The sequence below is a fragment of the Yoonia sp. 2307UL14-13 genome (assembly GCF_037572755.1).
Classification (GTDB): Bacteria; Pseudomonadota; Alphaproteobacteria; order Rhodobacterales; family Rhodobacteraceae; genus Yoonia.
The window spans coordinates 116,102-136,356 of record NZ_JBBIFZ010000002.1 but is presented as its reverse complement, the minus strand read 5'-3'; the positions used below and the strand labels follow the sequence as shown (position 1 = coordinate 136,356).

The 20,255-nt window shown below is 60.3% G+C and carries 19 protein-coding genes and 1 tRNA gene; 3 read left to right on the top strand and 17 right to left on the bottom strand.

All coding sequences use genetic code 11. The features are described from left to right. Window positions 1–25: 25 nt before the first annotated feature. Window positions 26–1,201 (top strand): lytic murein transglycosylase, encoded by a 1,176-nt coding sequence (locus V8J85_RS08105; protein WP_339953217.1) that lies wholly within the window; start codon window positions 26–28, stop codon window positions 1,199–1,201. Here V8J85_RS08105 and V8J85_RS08100 read toward each other — a convergent pair. The 4 genes from V8J85_RS08100 to V8J85_RS08085 all read right to left on the bottom strand — a co-directional run bounded on the left by V8J85_RS08100 (window position 1,181) and on the right by V8J85_RS08085 (window position 3,300). Continuing rightward, window positions 1,181–1,663: a hypothetical protein gene (locus V8J85_RS08100; protein ID WP_339953216.1), complete on the bottom strand. Its 483-nt coding sequence runs from the start codon at window positions 1,661–1,663 to the stop codon at window positions 1,181–1,183. The two genes, V8J85_RS08105 and V8J85_RS08100, sit on opposite strands and share 21 nt — an antisense overlap. Window positions 1,664–1,742: 79 nt before the next feature. Continuing rightward, window positions 1,743–2,225 (bottom strand): RNA pyrophosphohydrolase, encoded by a 483-nt coding sequence (locus V8J85_RS08095; RefSeq protein ID WP_339953215.1) that lies wholly within the window; start codon window positions 2,223–2,225, stop codon window positions 1,743–1,745. A gap of 71 nt (window positions 2,226–2,296) precedes the next feature. Further along, complete coding sequence (locus V8J85_RS08090) at window positions 2,297–2,791, bottom strand: L,D-transpeptidase family protein (RefSeq protein WP_339953214.1); 495 nt, start codon at window positions 2,789–2,791, stop codon at window positions 2,297–2,299. A 122-nt stretch (window positions 2,792–2,913) separates the two neighbouring features. Then, window positions 2,914–3,300: a hypothetical protein gene (locus V8J85_RS08085; RefSeq protein WP_339953213.1), complete on the bottom strand. Its 387-nt coding sequence runs from the start codon at window positions 3,298–3,300 to the stop codon at window positions 2,914–2,916. Window positions 3,301–3,412: 112 nt separating this feature from the next. Here V8J85_RS08085 and hemF point away from each other — a divergent pair, with 112 nt between their 5' ends. Further along, a complete protein-coding gene (gene hemF, locus V8J85_RS08080; protein ID WP_339953212.1) occupies window positions 3,413–4,291 on the top strand; it encodes an oxygen-dependent coproporphyrinogen oxidase in 879 nt (292 codons plus the stop codon). Window positions 4,292–4,930: 639 nt separating this feature from the next. Here the strand turns inward: hemF and V8J85_RS08075 are convergent. Both V8J85_RS08075 and hemE read right to left on the bottom strand, forming a co-directional pair. Then, a complete protein-coding gene (locus tag V8J85_RS08075) occupies window positions 4,931–5,320 on the bottom strand; it encodes a hypothetical protein (protein ID WP_339953211.1) in 390 nt (129 codons plus the stop codon). Window positions 5,321–5,368: 48 nt separating this feature from the next. Continuing rightward, entirely contained in the window at window positions 5,369–6,403 is a 1,035-nt protein-coding gene (hemE, locus tag V8J85_RS08070) for a uroporphyrinogen decarboxylase (RefSeq protein ID WP_339953210.1), read from the bottom strand. 80 nt (window positions 6,404–6,483) lie between these two features. Here hemE and hemC point away from each other — a divergent pair, with 80 nt between their 5' ends. Next, a complete protein-coding gene (gene hemC, locus V8J85_RS08065) occupies window positions 6,484–7,419 on the top strand; it encodes a hydroxymethylbilane synthase (protein WP_339953209.1) in 936 nt (311 codons plus the stop codon). Between the two features lie 72 nt (window positions 7,420–7,491). Here hemC and V8J85_RS08060 read toward each other — a convergent pair whose 3' ends face one another. The 11 genes from V8J85_RS08060 to V8J85_RS08005 all read right to left on the bottom strand — a co-directional run bounded on the left by V8J85_RS08060 (window position 7,492) and on the right by V8J85_RS08005 (window position 20,252). Beyond that, complete coding sequence (locus V8J85_RS08060; RefSeq protein ID WP_339953493.1) at window positions 7,492–8,904, bottom strand: FAD-binding oxidoreductase; 1,413 nt, start codon at window positions 8,902–8,904, stop codon at window positions 7,492–7,494. 60 nt (window positions 8,905–8,964) lie between these two features. Continuing rightward, window positions 8,965–9,041 (bottom strand) — tRNA-Met (locus V8J85_RS08055). A gap of 125 nt (window positions 9,042–9,166) precedes the next feature. Beyond that, window positions 9,167–10,177: a cytochrome d ubiquinol oxidase subunit II gene (locus tag V8J85_RS08050; protein WP_339953208.1), complete on the bottom strand. Its 1,011-nt coding sequence runs from the start codon at window positions 10,175–10,177 to the stop codon at window positions 9,167–9,169. Between the two features lie 6 nt (window positions 10,178–10,183). Next, window positions 10,184–11,572, bottom strand: coding sequence for a cytochrome ubiquinol oxidase subunit I (locus V8J85_RS08045; protein WP_339953207.1), 1,389 nt, complete (start codon window positions 11,570–11,572; stop codon window positions 10,184–10,186). 511 nt (window positions 11,573–12,083) lie between these two features. After that, the gene (locus V8J85_RS08035; protein WP_339953205.1) at window positions 12,084–13,049 is read right to left on the bottom strand and encodes an aldose epimerase family protein; all 966 of its coding nucleotides are present in this window, start codon (window positions 13,047–13,049) and stop codon (window positions 12,084–12,086) included. Continuing rightward, window positions 13,046–14,953, bottom strand: coding sequence for a beta-galactosidase (locus tag V8J85_RS08030; protein ID WP_339953204.1), 1,908 nt, complete (start codon window positions 14,951–14,953; stop codon window positions 13,046–13,048). Before V8J85_RS08030 ends, V8J85_RS08035 begins: the two co-directional genes overlap by 4 nt. A 46-nt stretch (window positions 14,954–14,999) precedes the next feature. Beyond that, window positions 15,000–15,821: an SMP-30/gluconolactonase/LRE family protein gene (locus V8J85_RS08025; protein ID WP_339953203.1), complete on the bottom strand. Its 822-nt coding sequence runs from the start codon at window positions 15,819–15,821 to the stop codon at window positions 15,000–15,002. Beyond that, a complete protein-coding gene (locus V8J85_RS08020) occupies window positions 15,818–16,423 on the bottom strand; it encodes a 2-dehydro-3-deoxy-6-phosphogalactonate aldolase (RefSeq protein ID WP_339953202.1) in 606 nt (201 codons plus the stop codon). Before V8J85_RS08020 ends, V8J85_RS08025 begins: the two co-directional genes overlap by 4 nt. 3 nt (window positions 16,424–16,426) lie before the next feature. After that, window positions 16,427–17,326: a 2-dehydro-3-deoxygalactonokinase gene (locus V8J85_RS08015; protein WP_339953201.1), complete on the bottom strand. Its 900-nt coding sequence runs from the start codon at window positions 17,324–17,326 to the stop codon at window positions 16,427–16,429. Continuing rightward, window positions 17,323–18,081, bottom strand: coding sequence for an SDR family NAD(P)-dependent oxidoreductase (locus V8J85_RS08010; RefSeq protein ID WP_339953200.1), 759 nt, complete (start codon window positions 18,079–18,081; stop codon window positions 17,323–17,325). Before V8J85_RS08010 ends, V8J85_RS08015 begins: the two co-directional genes overlap by 4 nt. Next, window positions 18,078–20,252 (bottom strand): alpha-galactosidase, encoded by a 2,175-nt coding sequence (locus tag V8J85_RS08005; protein WP_339953199.1) that lies wholly within the window; start codon window positions 20,250–20,252, stop codon window positions 18,078–18,080. The genes V8J85_RS08010 and V8J85_RS08005 overlap by 4 nt, the downstream gene beginning before the upstream one ends. Between the last annotated feature and the right edge of the window lie 3 nt (window positions 20,253–20,255).

Here is a 20,255-nt window from a genome sequence, read left to right as displayed (position 1 = left end):
AGAAAAATCAGAGGCGGTAAACACAATGCAAAGAAGGACTTTCATCGCGACAGGGTTGGCGGCAGCAATGCCGGGCGTGCTGTCTGCGCAAGCGAGCGGTTTCGGGAATTGGGTGGCCGGTTTCCGGTCGCGGGCGCGGGCTGCGGGAATCACGGACCGAACGTTCAACGCGGCTTTCGCCAATGTGCGTTACCTGCCGGATTCCATCGAACGCGACCGCAATCAGGCTGAATTCGTGAAACCGTTGGGCGAATACATGTCCACCGCCGCATCGGACACGCGGGTGCAGAACGGGCGCGCGATGGTGCGCCAATATGGCAACCTGCTGAACCGGATCGAAGCGACGTATGGCGTCCCACCCCACATCGTCGTAGCGATCTGGGGGATGGAGAGCAATTACGGGCAGCGCCGTGGCGACGTGCCCCTGATCTCGACCCTTGCGACATTGGCCTATGACGGCAGGCGTGGGCGGTTTTTCGAACAACAGCTGATCGCCGCCTTGGGCATTCTGCAGCGTGGCGACGTGGCGCCCCAGAACATGACCGGATCATGGGCCGGGGCGATGGGTCATACGCAATTCATCCCGACATCCTATCAGGCCTATGCCGTCGATTTCACTGGCGACGGGCGTCGCGACATCTGGGCGGATGATCCCAGCGACGCGCTGGCGTCGACTGCGGCCTATCTGCGCCGGTTCAACTGGCGTCAGGGGCAGCCTTGGGGGATCGAGGTGCTGCTGCCGCGCGGGTTCGACTACAATCAGTCTTCGGGTCGGTCCATGGCGTCATGGAACCAGCTTGGCGTACGCGGCGTCGATGGACGGGCCGTGCCGAATTACGGAAATGCGTCGCTGATCACGCCGACCGGGGCGGGCGGGCCATCATTCCTCATTTTTGCCAATTACACGACGATCTCGCGGTACAACAACGCGCAGGCCTACATCATCGGGGTGGGGCACCTCGGCGACCGTATCCGCGGGATGGGTCCTCTGCGCACAGCTTGGCCCAACGGCGAACGCGGCCTGCGCCGGGCCGAGCGGATCGAGCTGCAGCAGCGGCTGACAGCGGCAGGTTTCTCGACCGGCGGGGTGGACGGCAAGATCGGCCCGAACAGCATGGCAGCGATCCGGGCCTATCAGCGCAGTCAGGGGCTACCTGCGGATGGCTACGCTTCGGTCAGCCTACTGCAACGGCTGCGATGAACAATCGCCGCCCTGCATGCAGGTGGTGAGCGCGTCCAGCATGGCCTGCGGCGGGTCGTCGAAGATCATCCCGCCACACGGTTCGGCGATGAAGGTCACAGGGTCATCCGCCAAGACGAAGTAAACGGCCTCGGCTCCGCTCCGGGCCGACCCGCACCATGGTCCAGCGCATTGAATCTGCAGGTTCACGGGGCTGATGAAATCAGACGTAAATCCCTGTTTCGTCAGTCCTTTTCCTTCGAACCGGGCCGGGATAGGATCGGGCGTCGACTCATTGCCATTCAACAGGCCTGGCGGCAAAGCGGCCTCGTCAAAGGTCAGTTGACCGTAAAGCACGTAATAAGCCTCTTCCGCCGCCGCGACGCGCTGGAACGTCGACATAGGGTCAGGGCGGATGCAGCTAAGGGCCATAGCTTGCGAAGCAAGGGCGGTCAGGCCAAGGGCAAGGGTGATCGTTTTCATGGGCGATGCTCCTGTTTCGGGATTGGACGTGCGCCAGCCCCGGTTCCTTGGCGCAGCTTACCCCACTAACCCAAAAAAGTCAGAGCTTGTCCGAGAATGCGGTGACCACCTGCTGATAGACCTCGCGCTTGAACGGCACGATGGCATCCACCAGTGCCTCTTTCGGCAACCATTTCCATTGCGAAAACTCCGGATGTTCTGTCTGCAGGTTGATCTGGTCGTCCGAGCCATGGAACCGCATCAGGAACCATTTCTGTTCCTGCCCCCGATAGCGCCCTTTCCAGATATTCGGCACCAACTCATGCGGGATGTCATAGCGAATCAGTTCCTCCGTTTCCGCCTCGATCGTGACCAGGTTCGGCGTCACGCCCGTCTCTTCCACCAATTCACGCAAGGCCGCATCCAACGTTTTCTCACCGGGATCGACGCCCCCCTGGGGCATCTGCCAGGCGTCCTGATTCCGATCGATCCGCTGGCCGACAAAGACGTGGCCGCGGGTGTTCGCCAGCATCACGCCGACGCATGGGCGGTAGGGAAGTTGTTCGATTTCTTCGGGGGTCATAAAGGGGCCTTGGTGCTTCATCGGTGGTGCCTCTCACGTTTCGTGGGGCGAGTTTACGCGCGCGTGACGGGTTATTGGATAACAAGCCGCGTCGCGTAACGAATACGTGGCGCGATCCACAAAAGATCGGCGCGGCTGACGCCGACGCAGCCCGCCGTCGGGCGGCCCTTGCCGCGCCACTGATGCATGAAAATGGCCGAGCCACGACCCTTGACCGAATAAGGCCAGTTCCAGTCTGTCAGAATAATCACGTCATACATCGGGTCCGCACGGCGCAGCGTTTCGGCCCTGTATTTGTGGGGTTTTTTCACCATGAGGTTGTAGTCGGGGTCGGTCACATCGTCCGACCAAAGGTCACCAGGGCGGATCGGAAGGGCCCAGTCGGCTGGCCTTTTCAGCCGATCCGGGCGGTAGAGTATTCCCACGATCCGATGGGTCCCGCGGGGGGTCGCACCATCCCCTTCGGCCTTCCGATCGGTGACGCCGCCGCGACCAACGGTGCGCGAAAACCGACGATTGAGAAAGCGTAAATGGGTGGGCGTGACCACAAGATCGGTGATTTTCATGCGATCGAATAAACCATAGTTTACGGGTCTGGCACGAATCAAATCAACGCATGTGCCGACACGTCATATGCCCATGCGGTGCGCAGTTTCACCCGTCTCACAAACTGTCATCCGACAGCTGATCACTCGGGGTGCGCGGCGATGCATTGTGTGATGCGCTGGTCCGACGCCGCACGGTTCTGGGCCTGCCGTTCCAGCAGCGACTCCAGCTTGGCCTGTTCCGCATTCAGGTCGATCGCGACCGGACGGCTGGTCTCGATCGTCTGAACATCATTGCACCAATACCTGAATTCGGTTCCGTCCGAACGTTCGCCCGTGCAGCGGCGTGGCACCGTGCGCACCTCTTGATCCTCTTCGATCGCATAACCGCGCGCGATGTTGGCGCGGGTCTCATTGACCAACGCATCCACGATCCGTGTCTCGCGCAGCGCGTTGTTGATGCATTGCTCTCTCGGCGTGGCGCAGGCGGCCAGTGCGGCAAGGGGCAGCAGGATCAGGGCAGGGCGCATTCAAAGTCTCCGCAATTCTGTGGTTCGTTGATCTGGATCATCGCGTATGCATCGCTATGCTGACAGGACGCTAGCACGAAATGCTATGCAATATCAGGCTGTAGGGACACCAATGTCAGAAATTTTCAACGCGGAAAAGGCCAAGGCCTCTGCATGGTTCCGCACATTGCGGGATGAAATCGCCGCGGCGTTCGAGGGGATCGAGGATAGTGCAGGCGGCGACACCCCCGCAGGCCGTTTCGACGTGACCGAGACAAAGCGCGCCGCCGATGACGGCAGCGACGCAGGCGGCGGCTTGATGTCGGTGATGCGAGATGGCCGCGTGTTCGAAAAGGTCGGCGTGAACGTCTCAACCGTCTACGGCAAACTGGGCGATGCCGCTCAAAAGGCGATGGCGGCCCGCGGTGTGCCCGGCATGGACGCCGACCCGCGCTTTTGGGCCTCTGGTATTTCGCTGGTCGCGCACATGCAAAACCCGCATGTCCCTGCAGTGCACATGAACACACGCATGTTCTGGACGCCCCATGCCTGGTGGTTCGGCGGCGGGTCTGACCTGAACCCCTGTATCGAATACGATGAGGACACAGCGCATTTCCACGCGACGCAAAAGGCCCATCTCGACCCGCATGGTGAGGCGCATTACCGCAAACTCAAGGCATGGGCCGACGAATACTTCTACGTCCCCCATCGCGGACGCGCCCGTGGGGTCGGCGGTATCTTCATGGACGATTACTGCACCGGCGATTGGGAGGCCGATTTTGCCCTGACCCAGGACATCGGCCGCGCCTTCCTGCCCGCCTATGTGCCGCTCGTCGAAAAACGGCGGGACACGCCCGCATCTGCTGCGGACAAGGATACGCAGTTGATCCATCGCGGGCTCTATGCCGAATACAACCTGGTCTATGACCGGGGAACAAAGTTCGGCCTCGCCACAGGCCATGACGCCAACGCCGTCCTGATGAGCCTGCCGCCACTGGCAAAATGGGTGTGATCTGAACCAAGCGCCCCGGATCTGATCCGGGGTCGCGCCCAGCTGCAAAACAACTGCAAGTGGATTGAAAACGGCCAAGTATAGCCGCAAACGGCCGCTACCAGTCTTTGCCGGCGTGTCAGAGCGCATCCAGTTCTATTTCGATCGGGTTACTTTCGGATACACATTCTCTCGGATTATCCTGTCATCGCACGCTCATACTGTTCTTGCCGCTCCGCGCGACGATGCAACCTATATCGCCCAGCGCAGCCTTAATGCGGGTCACAAAGAGCGAGCTACAGGCTTTCTCAAACGCGCGCTTATCGCTTCCAACGACGCTGCAGATTAGGTGTTGTCATTATCGACGGTGACGACCGCACCGAAATCGGCGATCGCCCCGCTCTACGTATTAACCTGTGATTTGCAAACGCGAAGCTAACCTTCATTCGTTAACGTCGATGCGATCGACCGCGCGGCGGTGTCATATGAAAGTCCGATGGAAATCCGATACTTTTCCGATCGGTGTTTGGTCTGAAAAATCTTTATTATTCAGCATCTTATGTCATTTTCCGAGCGTCAGATGTCATTTTGTACCCAAAAACATCAAAATTCATAACTTGTTAATATTTCCCGCAAGAAAACCCAAAGCAGAGGCCCCGCTCAATTCGCCGGAACGAACTTTGCGCCGCCGACCCGCCGGGCCGTTGATGTCTGGCCACCATCGGCGACCATGGCATCGAACGCCGCCTGCTGAGCGGCGGGGCCGGCCGCCAGATGGCGCAGCATCATGCCGGCCAGCTCCGGCGAAATCTCACCATCACTGGCCTCGCTCAGAAACGCAGCGGCGCGATCTGGTGCAAAGTGAACCATGGCCCGCGCGACACGCATTTGCACCAAACCCTGCGGCCGCTCATCACCGATCTGGGCGCCCAATGCCGCGCGTTCTTCCGGCGTGGCTGCGGCCAGACCCAGCCAGGCGGCCAGTGTGATCATCACGGCCAACCATCCGCAGCGGAGGCTGTGAAAGGCAATGCGCAGGGTCAATGGCATGGGCGTCTCCTGATGGTGTGCTGACGCTGCCAGCACTTTGCGCCAAAACTATGACCCGCGGACCGTGTCGATCATCAGTTGGACATTGTCAGGATTTGCATCCGGCGTGATCCCGTGCCCGAGGTTGAAGATATGCGGACCGTCCGAGAAAGCCTCGCAAATCCGCCGCGTTTCATCGACCAGCGGTTGCCCTCCTGTCACCATGTGGCTCGAGGCAAGGTTGCCTTGAACGCAGCCATCGCTTTGCACATGCTCCGCCGCCCAACCGGCATCGACGCCATCATCCAGCGCCACGCATTCCGCACCGGTCGCCTGATGTACACCCGCAAAACGGTGATCAGCGCCGCGCGGGAATACGATCACCGGAACGCCGGGATGGCGGTCGTGGATGGCGTGGGTGATCCGCTCCATCGGGTGGATCGAGAATTCAGTGAAATCGTCGCCTTGTAGCGATCCGGCCCAACTGTCGAACAGCTTGACGACTTCGGCCCCGGCCTGGATCTGCATCGACAGGTATTCGATCGTGGCCTCGGTCAGGCGGTGGATGATCCCTTCGAACACGGGGCGGTTTTCGGATTTGAGCGCATGGGCTGGCCCTTGGTCGGGAGTCCCTTTGCCCGCGATCATGTAGGTCGCGACGGTCCAGGGGGCGCCGGCGAAACCGATCAGCGTCGTCTCTTGCGGCAGTTCCCGCGAAAGGATCTGCACCGTCTCATAGACCGGGCGCAACGTGTCGTGAATGTCATCCACGATTTTCAGTTTCTCGAAATCATCCGCCGTTGTGATCGTGGACAGGCGTGGCCCCTCGCCAGTGACGAACCACAGATCGGCCCCAAGCGCCTGCGGCAGCAGCAGGATGTCGGCGAAAAGGATAGCCGCGTCGAAGCCATAGCGGCGGATCGGCTGCAGCGTGACCTCGGCGGCCAGTTCGGGATTGTAGCAAAGCGACAGGAAATCCCCGGCCTGCGCCCGCGTGGCCTTGTATTCCGGCAGATACCGCCCGGCCTGACGCATCATCCAGATCGGCGGGGTCGGCAGCGTTTCGCCCGCGAGGGCCCGGAGGATGGTTTTTTGCGGTGCCATGGCTTGTCCTTTTCTTTCGTCCTTGGTCCCAAGTGCAGTGGGTGTTGTCAAGCTAGGTTGACAGGTCTAACAATCGCTGCATGACCACAGAAATGCCTTCCCCCGACAACCCGTTTCAGATCGGCACGCGCGGGTCTCCGCTGGCTTTGGCGCAGGCGCATGAGACGCGGGATCGGTTGATGGCGGCGTTCGATCTGCCCGCGGCGGCTTTTGCTATTCGCGTGATCAAGGTGACCGGAGATCAGATCCTCGACAAGCCGCTGCGCGAGATCGACGGGAAGGGCCTGTTCACCCGCGAGATTGAAGAGGCGCTGTTGGACGGGTCGATCGACATCGCGGTGCACTCGACCAAGGACATGCCGGTGCAGCAACCGGATGGCCTGGTCCTCGACACGTTCCTGCCGCGCGAAGATGTGCGGGATGCGTTCGTGTCGTTGAAGTACAAAGGTTTGGCCGATCTGCCGGACGGCGCAGTTGTCGGAACGTCTTCCACCAGACGTCGCGCGCAGCTGGCCGCCCGCTTTCCGAACCTTCAGGTCGTCGAGTTTCGGGGGAACGTGCAGACGCGGTTGAAGAAACTTGAAGACGGCGTGGCGGATGCGACGTTTCTCGCGACCGCCGGTTTGCGTCGGTTGAGGATGTCAGATGTACCGTATCATCCGATTTCCCCCGAGGACATGTTGCCCGCAATCGCACAAGGGGCGATCGGGATCGAACGGCGGACCGGCGATGATCGGGCAGGCGAGATGTTGGCGGCCATCCATGATGGCCCGACTGGGCACAGGCTCGCCGCCGAGCGCGCGCTGTTGGCTGGTTTGGATGGGTCGTGCGAGACGCCGATTGGTGGTCTGGCCGAAATTGACGGTGACGCCCTGCGGCTGCGTGGTGAAATATTGAGGCACGACGGATCAGCTGTCTTCACCGATGATGTCGGGGGGGCAGTCGCTGATGGTCCCCAGATGGGTCGTGCGATGGCGGCGCGGTTGCTGGAGCGTGCGGGGCCAGGATTTTTCTGAGCGTTGCGGCAGAGGATTTTCGTAACGAAAATCCTCATGTGGTCAGAGTTTTCGCTTCGAAAACTCTATTTCCTAAGCGCTGGGGATCACCTTGCCGGGGTTCAGGATGTTGTTTGGATCGAGCGCCGCCTTGATCGCCCGCATCGCATCGAGCGCGACCGAATCCTTACGCCGCCGCATGGTTTCCAGCTTTGACAGACCGATCCCGTGCTCCGCGCTGAATGTGCCGCCCAAATCCTGGACGACATCCTCGACCGCTTCGACCATCGCGGCCATCACATCCGGATCGTTGCGTTTGAGAAACGTCGTGTGATGGATGTTCCCGTCGCCCAGATGCGAGACGATGACCTCCTGACAATCGGGGTCGATTGCTTTCAGTTTAGGTGTCAGTTGCGTCTCAAACGTTGCCACCTTGTCGAGCGGGACGGCGACGTCGGTATTGACGAAAATGCCGCCTTTCACCGCGACCTCGCCTGCAGCTTCGCGACGGGCCCACATTTCGGTCCGTTGCGCCTCGTTCTGGGCGATGACAGCGTCAAGGACCTGTCCATCTTCCATCATCGCGCCCAGCGTATTTTCCAAAAGCGCAGCGATCGGGATCTCGCCGTCTGGCCCGGGCGTGGCGTCATGTGTCGCCGTCGCCCCGATCTCGACCATGATGTTGATGTCGTAGGGCTGATCAAATGGTGCCCGCGCATCGGGGAACAGCGTCATGTGCCGATCGACATAGCTGCGGGGCATGTATTCAAAGGCTTCCACGGCGCCGCCGCTTGCGTCTTGGAGCGTATTGAGCAGGGTCAGCGCGTTGTCCAGAGCTGGGACGGCGACCATGGCGGTGGCATAGGCTTTAGGCTTTGATTTCAGCTTCATGACGGCGGCGGTGATGATGCCCAATGTGCCTTCGGCCCCGATGACCAGTTGTCGCAGGTTCAGCCCGGAATTGTCTTTGTGCAGCGCCGACATGAGGTTCATGATGCGGCCATCTGCCATGACGACCTCGACCCCCAGGCAGAGGTCGCGGGTATTGCCATAGCGCACCACGTTGACCCCGCCCGCATTGGTCGAGAGCACACCGCCGATCATCGCCGAGCCGCGCGCGCCGAAGGTCAGCGGAAAGATAAGGTCATGGGCGTCGGCCGCATCGTGTAGCGATGAAAGAACGACACCCGCGCCGACCGTCGCGGTGCGCGCCTGCGTATCGATATTGTGGATCGTGTTCAGCCGGTCGACCGATAACATCAGCGCGTCTTGCCCCATCGTCGCACCGGTCAGCCCCGTATGGCCCGAAACCGGGACGATGGGTGTTCGGGTGGCATTGGCGATCTTGACGATACCCGCGATTTCCTGGGTGCTTCCCGGGCGCAGGACGGCCAAAGGCGTCCCTGCGTATTGCCCGGTCCAATCGGTGACATAGGGTGCCGCGTCTCTGTCGGTCAGAATGCGATCAGGGCCGATGATGGCGGCGATTTCGTCGAGAATGGATATGTCGACCTCCCTAGCGATGCACTGGCAACGCTAACGGCAAATTCGGGGATGGGAAAGTGTTGGTGGCGCGGGGGAGACTTGAACTCCCGACCTCGCGATTATGAGTCGCGCGCTCTAACCAGCTGAGCTACCGCGCCGCACCACGCACGCCCGATTACGCAAAGGGGCAGGGGCTGTCAAACTGATTTTCGACCGAGGATGGGTGCAAGTACCCACCCTACGCAACGTTCTGTATAGGATGGACGATTTTGCCCATCCTCCATCAATCATAGCGCAGTTCGGTCGCCTTCCCCCGGAAGATCGTATAGGCCAAGATCGTGTAACCTCCGATCGTGGGCAGCACGATGCAGGTCCCGATCAGGATGATGAACAGGCTTTCCGGCGCGCTCGCGGCCTCATAGATCGTCAACTGCTCGGGGACGACATAGGGGTAGAAACTGTACGCCATCCCGCAGAATGCAAGTACCCATAGCATTGTCGCGACGGCGAAGGGCAGCCATGACCAGCGGTCTTGATAAAACGGCATCCGGCGCAGCATCCACCACAACCATACGACAAGCGCACCTGACAAAATCGGCAAGGGCGACAAATATAGGATTGAAGGCAGGCTGAACCATTTCTCAAAAATCCGCGCGCTCACGAAAGGCGTGGCAAGCGAGATAGCCCCGATACCCAGCACCAGGCCCCAGATGCCGCCTTTTGCCCAGTCGACCGCTTTGCGCTGCAGGTGTTCGTCGGTTTTGTGGATCACCCATGTGGCCCCGATGAAGCTATAGCCGACGGTCAGGAAGACGGCCGTCAGCAATGCGAAAGCGACGTGACCCAAAGTCCATGTCAGCCCCATGATATACATGCCCAGCATGAAACCCTGGCTGAGCGACGTCATGAGCGATCCGGCGAAGAAGGCGTTGTTCCACGCTTCTTTGTGCGGGGCAGGTGCCTTGGCCCGGAATTCGAACGCGACGCCGCGCAGGATCAAACCGATCAACATGATCGCGACGGGCAGATAGAGCGCCGTCAGGATGTCCCCATGGGCCGCCGGGAACGCCACCAGCAACAGTCCGACTGCGAGGACCAGCCATGTTTCGTTTGCATCCCAGAACGGCCCGATCGAGGCGATCATCCGGTCTTTTTCCTGTGCGTCGGCGAAGGGAAACAGAACCCCCACGCCTAGATCGAACCCGTCCAAGACGACGTAGACAAGGATCGAGACCCCCATGAGCCCGGCAAAGACGAAGGGCAGCCAGATGTTGGGGTCACCAAAAGTGTTCATGTCTGCCTACTCCGCTGGGATAGCTTTGGGCTGTGCTGCCGTGGACGGTGCGACCCGCGTTCCGATGTCTTCGCCGCGCGACATTTTCCGGGCGAGATAGAAGATCACGAAGATATAGGCAAAAAGCAGGACCGCGTAGACCGCCAGGTAGGCGATCAGCGTGCTCAGCACCATCGGGGCGGGCACGTCGGCCACGGCCTCTTTCGTACCAAGCACCCCTTGCACCAGCCACGGCTGACGCCCGATCTCGGTCGTGTACCACCCGGCGAGGGTGGCGACCCAGCCGCTGAAACTCATCGCGACAAGCCCATACAGCACCGGTTTGGGCAGCCCTTCGACACCGCGCCGTTTGCGCAGCATCATCGCGGATGCGCCCCAGCTGACGAGCAGCATCAAAAGACCTGTGCCGACCATGACCCGGAACGACCAGAACACGGGGTTTACCGGCGGATGTAGGACGGTGCCGTCGTCGGCCACGAAGTCATTCAAACCCTTGACCTCTCCATTCCAGTCATGTGTCAGGATGAAGCTGGCGAGGTTGGGAATGCCGATCTCGAACCGGTTTTCCCGCGCCTCTTCATCCGGCAGCGCGAACAGGATCAGCGGGACGCCGGTATCCGTTTCCCAGTTCCCCTCCATCGCCGCGACTTTGGCGGGCTGATACTCTTTGGTGTTCAGACCGTGCATGTCGCCCAGGAAAATCTGGACGGGGATCAGCAGGGCGGCGGCATAGATGGCTGTTTTCAATGCGACGCGCACGCCCGCCGTCCGTCCACCGATCAACCAGCGGAAAGCACTGACACCTGCGATCAGGAAGCTGACGGTCAGAAAGCTGGCCAGTACCATATGCGCAAAGCGATACGGCATGGATGGGTTGAAGATGATGGCAGCCCAATCGGTCGCATGCGCCACACCGTCAATCATTTCAAACCCTTGCGGCGTGTGCATCCACGAGTTCAGCACGATGATCCAGAAGGCCGACATCATGGTGCCGAACGCCACAAGGAATGTAGCCATCGTATGCAGCCAGTTCGGTACGCGACTGAACCCGAACAGCATGATCCCGAGGAATACGGCCTCAAGAAAGAAGGCTGTCATGATCTCATAGGCCAGAAGGGGCCCTGCAATATTACCGACCTTTTCCATGAATCCAGGCCAGTTGGTCCCGAATTGGAACGACATTGTTATGCCGGATACAACGCCCAGCGCGAATGAAAGGGCAAAGATCTTCACCCAGAACCGATAGGCTTCCATCCAGCGATCCTGGCCGGTCTGGTTGTAGCGCACCTTGAAAAACAAAAGCACCCAGCCCAACGCAATGGTGATGGTCGGGAACAGGATGTGGAAAGAAATGTTGGCCGCGAATTGAATCCGCGAAAGCAGGAGCGTTTCCATTATACCCTCGGTTATCTTTACCTTGTTCCTGATATAGCTGCCATGCCCGCCACTTCAGGGGGGTGCGACAGCAGATCGCGGGTGATTCCGATCGCCGTTTTTTACCTGTTTTTCATTGGTTTGTGTCGTATTGGATCACCAGTTCCTTGTGGCCGCCGATTCACCTGACGTATCACCGGCGCTGTCATTTGGGGGCCTGCAAGGGGAAAGGCGGGGCATGGCCTGCCCGTGCCAGGCAAAACGGTTGGTTTATATCGGGTCGAGGACGGTACGCTGATTCAGCTTGCGTCAATCCGCACTAATGACAATGGACGGACAGATAGCCCGATCCTGCCGAAAGAGAATTTCCAGACCGATTGCTATGCGTTGGTGTTTCTGGCGGGTGCCTGTTTCGGTGGGTGCGATGATCCCGGTTTCTGGAAGATACCTCTATCCGGTTCGGCATCGATGACACGGAGTGCCATTAGTATATCCCTCTTTTGATCTCGCTCTTCGGGGAAATTGAGGCCGGTTACTTGGCGAATATCCAACGTGTCGTCTGCTGATAGGTTTCTTCCGGTTCTATCATGATCGAAGGAAAGTGCGGGTTGTTGGGGGCATCCGGCCAGCCCTGGGCTTCGATCGCCAATCCTTCATATAGGGCACGGCCGGGTCGCTTGGCCTGGCGTCCGTCATAGATCTGTATCCCCGGTGCAGTCGTCCCGACAGTCACGCTGACCCCGCTCTGTCCCTGCAGATGAAGGATATCGCGCAACGGCTGATCGGTATCGGACAGGCAGAAATTGTTGTCGATGTTCGGCTCACCCGGGCTGATCCGACGAGCGTGGCGAAAGTTCATATCTGTGCCGGCGACATCCGCGATTTCGCCGGTCGGGTAAGCGTCGGCGGTGCTGGGCAGGTACTGATCTGCATCGATCTGCAGGCTGTGTCCATGCCATGTGTCGGATCCGTCGAGGTTCCAGTAGCTGTGATTGGCGAAATTCATTGCGGTTTTTTCATCCGTCGTTCCCGTGATCTGCATGGTCAGGGTCGCGGGCGGCGACACGGTGAAAATCGCGGTGATCTGGCGATTGCCAGGCAAGCCGCACACGCCGTCCCGCAGGTCCAGAGCCAGCGTAGCGCTGGTCGATGTGGCCGCGAGCACATCCCAGATCTGACGCTGCGTGCCGTATGGACCGGAATGAAGATGGATATGGCCTTTCTCGTTCCGTTCGAGTTCATAGACCATGCCGTCGATCCGCATCCGCGCATTGCTGATCCGGTTGACGACCGGCCCGATCAGCGACCCGTGATAGCACATCGGTCCTTCGTAATCGGCCAGTCTGTCAGAGCCGAGTGTGAGCGACCGGTCGATGCCCGTCAGCCGAACGTTCTGGAGAATGGCCCCGTAGGTCAGAAGGCTGATGGTCAGGTCGCCTGCGGAGAGGGTGATCTTGTGGACGTCTTTTCCATCTATCGTGGTGCCGAAAGGTGTCACGGCAGCTTTTCCCAATACACACCTGCGGGGCCAATGGTCGTGCCGCTCCACGTCAGTGCTTCGGGCGCATAGTTGAAGATGAAGCGGTGCGTGTCGGTGTCGCGGATGCGCAGCCCCTCGGGAAGATCGTGGGTTTCGATGTTCAGCGTTTTGGATAGATCCCGGATGATCCGATCGAAGGTGGGTTCATCCGGCCACCCGGCGAGGTAGCGTAGATGGTCATTGCCCATGATCGCGGGGTGGCCTGATGTGGTCTTTTCATGGGCTTCTGCAGTGCCCTCGAGATGTTCAAACCAATGCAGAAACTGACCCCCGTTTTGCAGAGGGATCGCTTCCGTTGGCGGGATGCTTTCGGTGACCGCGACGCTGACATCAAGGCTTGGCAAGTCGGGGCCGAGGGGAACCTTGACCGCGAGTTCGTCAGTCTTGGTGTCGGTGCGCGGGCCGATCAGGGCGATGCCCTCAAAGCGGACGAGTGCTGTGCGGAGTTCGTCGGTAATGTTCATCAGACCCGGCGCAAGGACCAGTTTGTAGTCGGACAGATCCGCCGTGTCGGGCGGCAGGATGTCGATGTTCAGCCCGGCCCGCCGCAGGGCGCGATAGGCGGCGAATGCGAGGCGGAACATTTCGAAATCCGCGCCTTGCGGCTGGGCGTCCCAAGCCCATGCGCTTTCGTAATCGAAGATCAGGGCGGCTTGCGCTTTGTTGGTTGTGCCGACATCGGGCAGTTCGGCGAATTCATCGGCGACCTGCCGCGCCTCGGCCAAGGCAGGGGCGTCTGCGCTGTCGGGACGTAGCAGCCCTGCATGCATTTGCTCTTGCGCGAAGGGCGCTTGTCGCCAGCGGAAATAACAGACGGTTTCGGCGCCATGGGCAAATGCTTCCCAGGCCCAGAGTCGCGCCATACCGGGAAGCGGCGCCGGATTGTAGGGGGCCCAGTTTACGGGCCCGGGCTGTTGTTCCATGACCCAAAGCCGCCCTTTTCCGACCGCGCGATAGAGGTCATGATGAAACGCCTGCATATCAGGATGGCCTTGGCGCAGGAATTTTTTCTTTTGTTCTGAAGACCCTTCGAGGCGATCTGAAAGAAAGCCAATCGGGTAACTGTCCCATGAGGCGATATCGAGGTCTTGCCCGACCTTCCAATGATCAAACGCGGTGATCCGACCCATGTAGTTGTGGATCAGTGGCGCGTCGGTGTGCTTGCGCAGCTCATCTGCCTGCACCTTGTTGAAGGTTACGACCTGATCTGAACTGTAGCGGCGGAAGGCAAGCTGGTGCGGGTGGTTCGGTTCAGTCACCGTCAGGTTTGGCAGGTCGATCTCGTCGAAGGTGTCGTATTCCATGGACCAGAACACATTCCCCCAGGCCCGGTTCAGCGCGTCGGTCGATTGGTACTTCTGTGCGAGCCAGTCTTGGAAACCTTTCCTCGCAGCGTCGGAATAGCTGAGCGTGGTTTCGTGGCAGTCATATTCATTGTCGATCTGCCATGCGGCGATGTGCGGGTTGCTGCCATATCTCTCGCCCATCAACCGCGCAATGCGGCGGCATTCGTCGCGGTAGCCGAGATGGCTGAAATCGTAGTGGCGGCGGGAGCCGAATTTGCGTGGGCGGCCTTCGGCGTCGATGGCCAGCATGTCCGGGTGTTTGTCGATCATCCAGCGAGGCGGGGTCGCCGTCGGTGTGCCGAGGATGATCTTGAGGCCTGCGTTGCCGAGGACGTCAATCGCCTGGTCGAGCCAGTCCCATGTGAAGGTGCCGGGGGTTGGCTCCATCCGGCTCCACCCGAACTCGCCGATCCGCACCCATGTGAGGCCGGTGGCCACCATGCGCGCGGCGTCGTCTGCCCATTGGTCCTCGGGCCAGTGTTCGGGATAGTAACAGACGCCGAGCGTGCGTTTCATGTTTGTCCTTTTGAGTATTTTTAGCGAGATGATAGAGCAGGTCGGGTCAGAGGATAACCCGATGCTCTTTCTGGCCGGTGATGTCGGTCTGGATGGCGAAGGTTTTGCCTTCGTCCGGGCCATCAAGGCCGACGGCAGCGCTAGTGCAGTAGAGCGTGCTCAGGTTAGGGCCACCAAAAGTCGGGCAGGAGGTTTGTTCGGCGGGGAAGCTGTGGGCGGTGATGAAGGTGCCGTCCGGCGCGTAGCCTGCGACCTGCGATGCGCCCCATTGGGCGTTCCACAGGTTGCCCTGGGCATCCACGACCGCACCGTCGGGGCGGAAGTCGGTGCCGGTCAGGTCGATGTGCAGGGTGGGTTCACCTTCGGGCCAGCCTTCGGCGTCGAGCGCCACGCGCATGATTTGATGTGTCGGCGTATCGGTGAAGTATGCCGTCTTACCATCGGGGGCGAAGCAGATCGCATTGCTGATCGTGATGGGTGCAAAAAGCTGGCGGAGTTCGCCTTTGTGGTAGCGGTAGATAGCGCCTGCGCCTTCTTCGGCATTGATTCCCATGGTTCCAATCCAGAACCCGCCCTGCGGGTCGGCGCGTCCGTCATTGGAGCGGGTCACTGGGTTGTCGGCTTCAAGTGGGCAGATTTCGGTGTAGTCGCCTGTGCAGATGTCGAACCGATGCAGTGCGCGGGCGGAAGCAATCATTAATGTGTCGTGGTTCACCCATCCCGCTGCACTGACAAAAGTGTCGAATTGCCAATGTTGGCCTTTCGTGTGCAGTCGGTGGCCAAGTATGTCGAACCAGAAGATCTGTTGGCGCTCGGGGTGCCAGAGCGGCCCCTCGCCTAACTGGCATTGGGTGTCGTCAAAGATCATCCGGCGGCCTCGTCATAGGCAGCGACCATGTCTTTCGCGCGGGCGGCAACCTCGGCGACAGAGAGGCCGGGCTGGTAGAGGGCGGAGCCGATGCCAAACCCATCTGCGCTTGCCGCTATCCATTCGGCGAAATTGTCAGCGCCCGCGCCGCCCACTGCATAAACTTGTGTGCCGGGGGGCAGGACGGCGCGGATCGCCTTGATCCCGTCCGGGCCGATGAGGCTAGCGGGGAAGATTTTCAAACCGTTGGCGCCCCATTTCAGGGCCTCGAAGCATTCGGTTGGTGTCATCACACCGGGCCAGCTTTCCATATTAGCGTTCTTTGTGGCGACGATGACCCGCTGGTCGCAGTTGGGCGAGACGATCAGTTTGCCACCCGCCTTTGCAACACGACCGACATCGTCAGTCGACAACACGGTGCCCGCACCGATCAGGGCGTCGTCACCATATGCGTCGACCATACGTTTGATGCTGTCAAATGGATCCGGAGAGTTCAGCGGGACCTCGATTTTGGAGATACCGGCGTCGATCAGAGCCCCACAAATGGGCGCCGCTTCGTCGGGTGTGACGCCGCGCAGGATGGCGATCAGGGGGCGTGACATGTGTTATCCTTTCAGACGTTGATAAGCGGCGGTGAGGCCCGCGATCGTTATGGAGTTGGCCTGCACCTGCGTGGCTGGCGCGTGCTGCGCTGCCAGCGCATCGACGTACAGCTTCGCCAGACCACCGGCGCCGATCACCGCGATTTGCTGGCCAAGCCAACAGGGTTTGGCGGCAGCGAGTTCGGCACCGATCAGAAGACCAGAAAGACGCGCACGGGCGGCGTTTGCGGACAGATCGTCGAGCAGTCCCTCGGCGCGAAGCGAAAAGAGCCGGGCGGCGAGACGTTCGGGGCGGGCCATGGCCTCTTCTACGGCATTCGTAAAGGCGTCCTCGTCCCAGCCTTTGGAGGCGATGGAATGTCGTAGAACCGTGTTTTCGCTGATGGCCGCAAATAGCTCACCGGTCATGAAGGTCTGGAAACTGACCACTTCGTCCGCGCTGACATGCACCCATTTGGTGTGGGTGCCAGGAAGGCAGATGACGCCGTCCCAGTTCTTGTTCCGAGCAAGGAAACCGGCAATCTGGGTTTCTTCGCCACGCATGACGTCTGCCGGGTCGGTCTGTTTGATACCGGGGATGACGTGGACCTGTAGATCACGGTTCTTGACGACCGGACGGGCGAAACCCTCGGGCAGCGCAGGGCAGGGGACTGTTGTGTATGGTGCCTCGACCCATCCTTGCCGCGATCCGACCATGCCGCAGGCGATGATCGTCGTCGGACACTTGAGCCAGTCGTCGATGGTTTTCAGCAGTTCGGGTTCGAATCCGTCGCGGGTCAATTCGCCCATGCCTTTGTCGGAGGTCGCTTCGGCCAACACAACGCCCGATCCGGACATGGCCCAGGCGCGCATGTTCGACGTGCCCCAATCAACGGCGATCCAGTCTGATGTCACGTCACTCATCCCGCATGCACCACGCCGGCATCAACGACCATGACCTGCCCGGTCATCATGGCCGAAGCCTGTGAGGCCAGAAACAGGGTCGGGCCGACCATATCTGTGGGTTGTATGTGTTCTTTCAGGCATTGTTTTTCGAGAAAAGCCGCCTTGGTTTCTGGTGTCGCCCACATCGTTTCCTGCTTTTCGGTGAAGACCCAGCCAGGGGCGATCGCGTTCACGCGGATGCCCTTTGGCCCCCATTCGCGGGCGAGCGCGCGGGTCATTCCGACGATACCGGCATTGGCGCTGACGTAAGGGGCCATGCCCGCCGCACCCATTAGATATGTGATGGAGGAGAAGTTGATGATCGCGCCGCTTGGCGCCATGAGTTCTGCCGCCTTTTGGCAGGCGAAGAAGTAGGCCTTGAAATTGACGGCTTGGCTGTCGTCCCAGATATCGGGGGTGATCGCCATGGCGTCATGACGCATGTCATTGGCCGCGTTGTTGACCAACACATTCAGCGGGCCGTGGGCCTTTGCCGCCTGTGCCATGGCGTCATGCAATGTATCGGTGTCGGTGATGTCGCACCGGATGAAGAGCGGGCGATCGCCGTGCGTCGCTTCCATCGCTGCGGTGAAGTCGGACGCATCGGATCGCCCGACGAAGGCGACTTTGGCGCCTTGCGCCAGAAACCCTTCGGTCAACGCTGCGCCGATGCCGTTGCCGCCGCCGGTGATGAAGACGGACGTATCTTTCAGATCGTGGAAGGTGGTGGTCACAGGCGCTCGCCCTCCAACACCCACATCCGTTCGGGAAAGGACCATGGTAGCGTCATACCGTGGCGCATCAGGTAAGTGCCGGACACATCGATGGCGCGTTCTTTCAAGACAGGGTTGCCGCGTGACAATGTCGGCGCGCTGTCGCGGTTGATGAGGCGGACGCGGTAGGTGGCATCAGGGCTGAGTCCGGTCAGGCGCAGAGGCCGCGGTGCGATTTGTGCGCTGGTGGCGGCCTTGCCTGCAAACACGACAAAGCGATCCTGTTCGTACGACAGATGCTGTTCGGCCATGACGGCCGGATCGGCGCTGTCGAGACGCAGGATGTCGGCGCGCTGAAGCCAATGACGGTGATGTTTCCACCAGCTTGTGACCTCTTTCAGGACTGCCGCTTCGCGTTCGTCCAGTTCGCGCGGGTCCATTTCGAAACCCATATGGCGCTGGGCCGCGACCCAGGCGCGGAAGGTGATATCCAGCGTCCGACCTGATGTATGGCAAACGCGGGGGCCGACATGGGAGCCTGTCACGACCATCGGCAGGAACAGCGCCGCATCGTGCTGGATACGCAGGCGTTCCAGTGCATCGTTGCTGTCTGACAGCCAGACCCGTTGGGTGCGTTCCAGAATGCCGAAATCGATGCGTCCGCCGCCAGAGGCACAGCTTTCAATCTCGACATGTGGAAAATCGGCGCGCAAGCGGTCGATGAGCCGGTAAGACCCACGGGTCTGCGATGCGTCGGGCATGGGCAGGACGCGGTTATGGTCCCATTTGATGTAATCAATGGGGTGGTCGCGCAGGATTCCGGACATGCGGTCATACAGGAAATCGCGCACCTCTTTCAGCGCCATGTTCAGCGCTTTTTGCTGACGGCCCAGTGTCTGATCTTCGGCCCCGAACACCCAATGCGGGTTGGCCCGGTGAATGTCGCTGTCTTCGTTGATCATCTCGGGTTCGAACCAGATGCCGAACGTCATGCCGAGCGAATGCACATGGTCGATCAGCGGATGCAGCCCGTCGGGATATTTGCGCGGATCGACCTCCCAGTCGGACAGGGATCGTGTGTCGTCGTCGCGGTTGCCGAACCAGCCGTCGTCCAGCACGAATCGTTCAGCCCCAAGTTCGGCCGCGCGGTTTGCGATATCTTTGAGCACCGGCAGCTTGTGATCGAAATAGACGGCCTCCCAGCAGTTGTAGTGTACGGGGCGCGGTGCATCCGGCTTAGGCCACGTCACGACCCGGTCGCGCAGATGGCGCTGGAACGCGACAGCGCAGCCGTTCAGGCCGGTATCCGAGTAGGTGATATAAAGCGGTGCGGTTTTGAACTGCGTTGCAGCCTCGGTTTCCATCCGGGCGGCGTGGCCCCATTGGATCTGGCGGCGGCCATCCTGTAATTCCTCGGCGATCATCTTGTGACCGCCGGACCAACCGTAGTGGAAGCCGTAAGCCTCGCCTTCGGTGTTGGTCGCACCACGACATGGGACGATCAGGCCGGGAAAATGTTCGTGCCCCGTGCGCCCGGTCCGGTTCTCACGATAGCGCATCCCGGGCGCCCAAGCAGTCCGGGACAGCTGAAATTCACCGCACCAGCGACCAGAGACGTCGATCATCTCGTCCGATTGCTGCGGACCGGGCAAAACCGGGGCAGCGAGCCAGTGAAGATGGACCGGTCGGGTTGCGTCCAACGTCGTCAGACACGTGATAATGTGGGTCTGTGGATCGCAAACGAAACTGAAGGTCAGTGTCAGACCATTGGCATTGTCAGCATATGTCAGTGCCAACGTACCGTTTTGTTCGGCCTTCTCAAAGCAGAATTTGGGCAGCAAGGGCGTGCCGTCGCTATCGCGCACGATCAGGCCCGGCTGGCCCGGAAAACTGCGCGTCGCCTCTGGGCACAGCGACAGGTCGGGGTTTTCGTCGAGCATACCGCCGGTGACGTCGATGATCGCGGCGGCGTGCAGTGTTTCGAGGTCTTCACCCTCGGGCAGACGCGGTCCCCAGTAGACGACCTGGGGCAGGCGATCGTTGGTCGAGGTCAGCACCAGGGTTTGGCGCCCGTCATCGACCCGCCAGACGTGTTTCGCCGATTGACTTGTCTTTGCGATGGCGCCCACAGGCAACTCGGACGAAAGGGGCGCCTGTCCGGCGCCGCTTTGCTCGACAATATCCGTTGTCATTTC